The sequence below is a fragment of the Hydrogenophaga sp. genome (assembly GCF_041633695.1).
In the GTDB taxonomy this organism is placed as follows: Bacteria; Pseudomonadota; Gammaproteobacteria; order Burkholderiales; family Burkholderiaceae_C; genus Hydrogenophaga.
In genome coordinates, this window is record NZ_JBFJMY010000251.1 from 1 (window position 1) to 6,215 (window position 6,215).

The following is a 6,215-nucleotide window of genomic DNA, read 5'->3' on the forward strand; positions in this document are numbered from 1 at the left end:
GCTGATCAACCCCATCGCCATGGAAGAAGGTCTGCGTTTCGCCATCCGCGAGGGCGGTCGTACCGTCGGCGCCGGTGTCGTGGCCAAGATCATCGCGTAAATCCAATTTGTTTGAGCGGCGGTTCTTCATGGGCCGCCCCTCAACCGATTGAACAAACACAGGAATTACCATGTCCGCCAAGCAAAAAATCCGTATCCGCCTCAAGGCGTTCGACTACAAACTGATCGACACCTCGGCTGCCGAAATCGTGGAAACCGCCAAGCGCACCGGTGCCATTGTCAAAGGCCCCGTGCCTCTGCCGACCCGCATGAAGCGCTTCGACATTCTGCGTTCGCCACACGTCAACAAGACCAGCCGCGACCAACTCGAGATCCGCACCCACCAGCGCCTGATGGACATCGTCGACCCCACCGATAAAACGGTGGACGCGTTGATGAAGCTGGACTTGCCAGCTGGCGTGGACGTCGAAATCAAGTTGCAGTAAGAGGGATCGTCGGCCAGGAGGGGTGAAAGTCCCTTCGGGCTTGCGCAGCCCAAGCCAGTCGGTTATACTGGCAGGCTTTTCCGACTATTGGCCGGAGAAGGTTTGATTTTTGCCGGTGCGGCTTTGTGTTGCACCAATTAAACGCACCGAAGCCTCTTGGGGCTCTCGGTGCATCATCAGCCCCGGCCAATTGCAGTCGGGAACGGAGAAAACAATGAGTCTTAGCAACTCCCTCGGGTTGTTGGGTCGCAAGGTAGGCATGATGCGCCTGTTCACCGACGAAGGGGATTCAATCCCTGTGACGGTGGTCGACGTGTCCAACAACCGTGTGACACAAGTCAAAACGCTGGCCAACGATGGCTACGATGCGTTGCAGGTCACCTTTGGTGCCCGCCGCGCTTCCCGCGTCACCAAGCCTGCTGCAGGCCACCTGGCCAAGGCCGGTGTCGAAGCGGGTGAAATCATCCAGGAATTCCGTGTCGCCTCGGACGTGGCTGCTCAGTACCCCATGGGTGCTGTGGTGCCCGCCAACGTGGTGTTTGCGGTTGGCCAAAAGGTCGACGTGCAGGGAACCTCCATCGGTAAAGGTTTCGCCGGCACCATCAAGCGCCACAACATGCGTTCGCAACGCGCGTCGCACGGTAACAGCCGCTCGCACAATGTGCCTGGCTCTATCGGTATGGCGCAGGATCCGGGCCGCGTGTTTCCGGGCAAGCGCATGACCGGCCACATGGGCGACGAGACCGTCACCACCCAAAATCTGGACGTTGTCCGCGTGGACGAAGCGCGTCAACTGTTGATGATCAAAGGCGCTGTGCCGGGTTCCAAGGGCGGTTTCGTAACCGTTCGTCCCGCCATCAAGGCCAAAGGAGCAAACTGATGCAAGTTGAACTCCTGAACGACCAAGGTCTGGCTTCGTCCAATGTGGACGTGCCCGAAACCGTGTTTGGTCGCGATTACAACGAATCGCTGATCCACCAACTGGTGGTGGCCTATCAGGCCAATGCCCGCCAGGGTACGCGTGCGCAAAAAGACCGCCAAATGGTCAAGCACTCGACCAAGAAGCCGTTCAAGCAAAAAGGCACGGGCCGCGCCCGCGCCGGTATGACGTCTTCTCCGCTGTGGCGTGGGGGCGGTCGGATTTTCCCGAACAGCCCCGATGAAAACTTCACCCAGAAGCTGAACAAGAAGATGTACCGCGCCGGCATGGCGTCCATCTTCTCGCAACTGGTGCGTGAAGGCCGTTTGTCCGTGGTCGATTCCATGAAAGTGGATTCGCCCAAGACCAAGCAGCTCGCTGACAAGTTCAAAGCCATGAATCTGCAGTCGGTCCTGGTGATCGCTGAAGAAGTGGACGAGAACCTGTACCTGGCATCGCGCAATCTGCCAAACATTCTGGTGGTTGAACCGCGTTACGCCGATCCGGTGTCGCTGGTGCACTACAAGAAGGTGATTGTCACGAAGGCAGCCATCGAGCAGTTGAAGGAGATGTTCGCATGAACGTCACAAAATACGACGAAGGCCGCTTGATGCAGGTGCTCGTGGCACCGATCGTGTCCGAAAAGGCCACCCAGGTTGCCGAGCAGACCAACGCGGTGCTGTTCAAGGTGTTGCGCGACGCATCCAAGCCCGAGATCAAAGCCGCCGTTGAACTGATGTTCAAGGTGCAGGTCAAGGGCGTGGCTGTGCTCAACCAAAAGGGCAAAGCCAAGCGTTTCGGCAAGACCATTGGTCGCCGCGACCATGTCCGTAAAGCTTATGTGACCCTGATGCCGGGTCAAGAGCTGAACTTCGGTGGGGAGGCTTAATCATGGCAGTCATCAAAATGAAACCCACCTCACCAGGCCGTCGCGGCATGGTGAAGGTGACGCGTGACCACCTGCACAAAGGTGAAGGTTTTGCGCCGCTGCTGGAACCCCAGTTCCAGAAAGCCGGCCGCAACAACAACGGTCACATCACCACCCGCCACAAAGGCGGTGGTCACAAGCACCACTACCGTGTGGTCGATTTCCGTCGCAACAAGGACGGTATCCCGGCCAAGGTCGAGCGTATCGAATACGACCCAAACCGCACGGCACACATTGCACTGGTGTGCTACGCAGATGGTGAGCGCCGCTACATCATTGCGCCGCGCAACGTAGAAGTGGGCGCGACCCTGATGTCCGGTTCGGAGTCTCCGATCCGCGTCGGCAATACGCTGCCCATCCGCAACATCCCTGTGGGTTCCACCATCCACTGCATCGAGCTCCAGATCGGTAAAGGCGCCCAAATCGCCCGCTCCGCCGGCGCTTCTGCTGTGCTGCTGGCCCGCGAAGGCATTTACGCCCAGGTGCGTATGCGCTCGGGTGAAGTGCGCAAGATCCACGTGGATTGCCGCGCCACCATTGGTGAAGTGTCCAACCAGGAACACAGCCTGCGTCAACTGGGTAAAGCCGGTGTCAAGCGTCACATGGGTATCCGCCCAACCGTGCGTGGTACTGCCATGAACCCCGTCGATCACCCACACGGTGGCGGCGAAGGCAAGACCGGCGAAGGCCGTGCACCAGTGGATCCATGGGGCAACCTGACCAAGGGCTACCGCACCCGCAACAACCGCCGCACGCAGTCGATGATCGTCTCGCGTCGCAAAAAGTAAAGGGCTGACAAAATGAGTCGTTCACTGAAAAAAGGCCCTTTCGTTGACCATCATCTGATGGCCAAGGTGGAGAAGGCGCAGTCCATCAAGGACAAAAAACCCGTCAAGACCTGGTCGCGTCGCTCCATGGTTCTGCCCGATTTCATCGGTCTGACCATCGCCGTTCACAACGGCAAGCAGCACGTGCCTGTTTACATCACCGATCAGATGGTTGGACACAAGCTCGGCGAGTTCTCGCTGACGCGTACGTTCAAAGGCCATCCGGCTGACAAAAAAGCGAAGAAGTAAGGATCTACCATGAGTACAGAAACCCGCTCTGTCGTTCGCGGCGTGCGCTTGTCGGTGGACAAAGGCCGACTGGTCGCCGACCTGATTCGTGGCAAGAAGGTCGACCAGGCTCTCAACATCCTGGCCTTCACGCAGAAGAAAGCCGCCGGCATCGTCAAGAAAGCCCTTGACTCTGCCATCGCCAACGCCGAACACAACGACGGCGCCGACATCGACGAATTGTTTGTCAAAACAATCTACGTGGAACAAGGCACGACGCTCAAGCGTTTCTCTGCACGCGCCAAAGGCCGCGGCAACCGTATCAGCAAGCCCACCTGCCACATTTATGTGACAGTTGGCAACTGAAGAGGTCACAGGATATGGGACAGAAAATCAACCCGACCGGGTTTCGCCTTGCGATTTCCCGCAACTGGGCCAGCCGCTGGTACGCCAGCAACCGTGACTTCGCCGGCATGCTCGCCGAAGACATCAAGGTGCGCGAGTACCTCAAGGGCAAGCTGAAGAACGCCGCCGTTTCGCGCGTCGTGATCGAGCGCCCTGCCAAGAACGCACGCATCACCATTTACTCGGCTCGTCCGGGCGTGGTGATCGGCAAGAAGGGCGAGGACATCGAGAAGCTGAAGAAGGAATTGGCCGCCAAGTTGGGCGTGCCGGTTGCGGTCAACATCGAAGAAGTGCGCAAGCCCGAAATCGATGCCAAGCTGATCGCCGACAGCATCACGCAGCAGTTGGAGAAGCGGATCATGTTCCGCCGCGCCATGAAGCGCGCGATGCAAAACGCCATGCGTCTGGGTGCCCAGGGCATCAAGATCATGTCGTCCGGTCGTCTGAACGGTATCGAGATCGCACGTTGCGAGTGGTACCGCGAAGGCCGCGTGCCGCTCCACACCTTGCGCGCCGACATCGACTACGGCACCTCGGAAGCCAAGACCACCTACGGCATCATCGGTGTCAAGGTCTGGGTCTACAAGGGTGACAACCTGGGTCGCAACGACGGACCTTTGGCCGCCGACACGCCCCGTCCAGAAGAAGAGCGTCGCCCACGTGGCCCGCGTCGTGAGCGTCCCGCCGGCCCAGCCGCACGTGCCGCTGTGCGCCGCCCCACCGGTGGCAATGCCGCGCCTGCCGATGGCAGCGACAAGCCTGCCGAAGCGACCGACACCGAAACCAAACCAGCCGTTAAGCGCGTACGCAAAGACGCCGCGCCCGCATCTGCAGCTGCGGACGGCAAAGGAGAATAAACATGTTGCAACCTGCTCGTCGCAAGTACCGTAAAGAGCAAAAAGGCCGCAACACGGGCATTGCCACCACCGGCAATACCGTGGCGTTCGGTGACTTCGGTCTGAAGTCCACCGACCGCGGTCGTCTGACAGCTCGTCAGATTGAATCGGCACGCCGTGCCATTTCGCGTCACGTCAAGCGTGGCGGCCGTATCTGGATCCGCGTGTTCCCGGACAAGCCGATTTCGAACAAACCTGCCGAAGTCCGTATGGGCAACGGCAAGGGTTCTGTTGAGTACTACGTGGCTGAAATTCAGCCGGGTAAAGTGCTCTACGAAATCGTGGGCGTGCCCGAAGAGTTGGCCCGTGAAGCCTTCAAGCTTGCCGCCGCCAAACTTCCGTTGCGCACCACGTTCGTTGCGCGCTTGCTGGGTCAGTGATTCAGGAGAACATGCATATGAAAACAACTGAATTGCGCCAGAAAGACGTGGCCGGCCTCGAAGCCGAAGTGAAATCGCTGCAAAAGGCCCATTTCGGCCTGCGCATGCAAAAAGCCACGCAACAACTCAACAACAATGCCACGCTCGGTGATACCCGCCGCGCGATTGCACGTGCCAAGACCATTCTGGTCGAGAAGCAGCGTGCAGCGGCTGCCGACAAATAAGGAGCGGAACCATGACGGAAGCTAAAACATCCCTCAAGCGCACCTTGGTTGGCAAGGTGGTCAGCGACAAGCGTCTCAAGACCGTGACGGTCTTGGTGGAGCGCCGCGTGAAGCACGCGCTCTACAACAAGATCGTGGGCAAGTCGAGCAAATACCATGCGCACGACGAAAACGGCGAATTCAAACTGGGTGACCTGATTGAAATCACCGAAAGCCGTCCACTGTCCAAGACCAAAAATTGGGTGGCCACGCGCCTGGTGCAAAAAGCCGCACTGGTGTAAGCCTGTTGTTGCGCCCTCCGGCGCAACCCAAAAAAGCGACCGACAATGTAGGTCGCTTTTTTGTTTTTTGCGCTTGTTTTCAACCCTGATGAGCAGGGTGTCACCCAACGGCTTGCGGGCCAACACTTAAAGAGGATTTTTCATGATCAAAGTAGGCGACAAGGTTCCAGCTGTCAAATTGATGGAGTACAGCGAAGTTGAAGGCAATGGTTGCAGCATCGGCCCCAACCCCGTCGAGACCCAGGTGGTGACGGCGGGCAAGACGATCGCCTTGTTTGCTTTGCCGGGCGCTTTCACACCCACCTGTTCGGCCAAGCATGTGCCCGGTTTTGTGGAGAAACACGCCGAGTTCAAAGCCGCCGGGGTCGACGAAATCTGGTGTGTCAGCGTGAACGACGCGTTCGTGATGGGCGCATGGGCGCGTGACCAAAAGACCGGCGACAAGGTGCGCATGTTGGGCGACGGCGACGCCGAGTTCGCCAAGGCCACGGGTTTGACGCTGGATCTGACGGGGAAGGGCCTGGGCTTGCGCAGCAACCGCTACTCGATGCTGATCCAGGACGGTGTGGTCAAGAGCCTGAACATCGAAGGCCCGGGCAAGTTCGAGGTCAGCGACGCCGAGACTTTGCTGGCACAAGCCAA

Annotated in this window: 12 protein-coding genes and 1 pseudogene; all 13 read left to right on the forward strand. The window is 58.8% G+C overall.

All coding sequences use genetic code 11. The features are described from left to right. A pseudogene (locus ABYB95_RS14980) lies at window positions 1-100 on the forward strand (elongation factor Tu); the annotation flags it as partial. A 70-nt stretch (window positions 101-170) separates the two neighbouring features. After that, window positions 171-485 (forward strand): 30S ribosomal protein S10, encoded by a 315-nt coding sequence (gene rpsJ / locus ABYB95_RS14985; protein ID WP_372659372.1) that lies wholly within the window; start codon window positions 171-173, stop codon window positions 483-485. Window positions 486-699: 214 nt separating this feature from the next. Then, the gene (gene rplC, locus ABYB95_RS14990; RefSeq protein ID WP_372659383.1) at window positions 700-1,365 is read left to right on the forward strand and encodes a 50S ribosomal protein L3; all 666 of its coding nucleotides are present in this window, start codon (window positions 700-702) and stop codon (window positions 1,363-1,365) included. After that, entirely contained in the window at window positions 1,365-1,985 is a 621-nt protein-coding gene (rplD, locus tag ABYB95_RS14995; RefSeq protein WP_372659373.1) for a 50S ribosomal protein L4, read from the forward strand. Before rplC ends, rplD begins: the two co-directional genes overlap by 1 nt. After that, window positions 1,982-2,293: a 50S ribosomal protein L23 gene (gene rplW / locus ABYB95_RS15000; protein WP_372659374.1), complete on the forward strand. Its 312-nt coding sequence runs from the start codon at window positions 1,982-1,984 to the stop codon at window positions 2,291-2,293. The genes rplD and rplW overlap by 4 nt, the downstream gene beginning before the upstream one ends. A 2-nt stretch (window positions 2,294-2,295) precedes the next feature. Further along, on the forward strand, window positions 2,296-3,120 hold the full coding sequence (gene rplB / locus ABYB95_RS15005; RefSeq protein WP_372659375.1) for a 50S ribosomal protein L2: 825 nt from the start codon (window positions 2,296-2,298) through the stop codon (window positions 3,118-3,120). Between the two features lie 12 nt (window positions 3,121-3,132). Beyond that, entirely contained in the window at window positions 3,133-3,408 is a 276-nt protein-coding gene (rpsS, locus tag ABYB95_RS15010) for a 30S ribosomal protein S19 (RefSeq protein ID WP_372659376.1), read from the forward strand. A gap of 9 nt (window positions 3,409-3,417) precedes the next feature. After that, window positions 3,418-3,753, forward strand: coding sequence for a 50S ribosomal protein L22 (gene rplV, locus ABYB95_RS15015; RefSeq protein WP_372659377.1), 336 nt, complete (start codon window positions 3,418-3,420; stop codon window positions 3,751-3,753). Between the two features lie 14 nt (window positions 3,754-3,767). Further along, window positions 3,768-4,649, forward strand: a complete 882-nt coding sequence (gene rpsC / locus ABYB95_RS15020) for a 30S ribosomal protein S3 (protein WP_372659378.1) — start codon at window positions 3,768-3,770, stop codon at window positions 4,647-4,649. 2 nt (window positions 4,650-4,651) lie between these two features. Continuing rightward, window positions 4,652-5,068 (forward strand): 50S ribosomal protein L16, encoded by a 417-nt coding sequence (gene rplP, locus ABYB95_RS15025; protein ID WP_372659379.1) that lies wholly within the window; start codon window positions 4,652-4,654, stop codon window positions 5,066-5,068. 17 nt (window positions 5,069-5,085) lie between these two features. Then, on the forward strand, window positions 5,086-5,292 hold the full coding sequence (rpmC, locus tag ABYB95_RS15030; protein ID WP_372659380.1) for a 50S ribosomal protein L29: 207 nt from the start codon (window positions 5,086-5,088) through the stop codon (window positions 5,290-5,292). Between the two features lie 11 nt (window positions 5,293-5,303). Then, window positions 5,304-5,573, forward strand: coding sequence for a 30S ribosomal protein S17 (gene rpsQ, locus ABYB95_RS15035; RefSeq protein WP_372659381.1), 270 nt, complete (start codon window positions 5,304-5,306; stop codon window positions 5,571-5,573). 142 nt (window positions 5,574-5,715) lie between these two features. Continuing rightward, on the forward strand, window positions 5,716-6,215 hold a 500-nt coding region (locus tag ABYB95_RS15040), incomplete at its 3' end, for a peroxiredoxin (protein WP_372659382.1).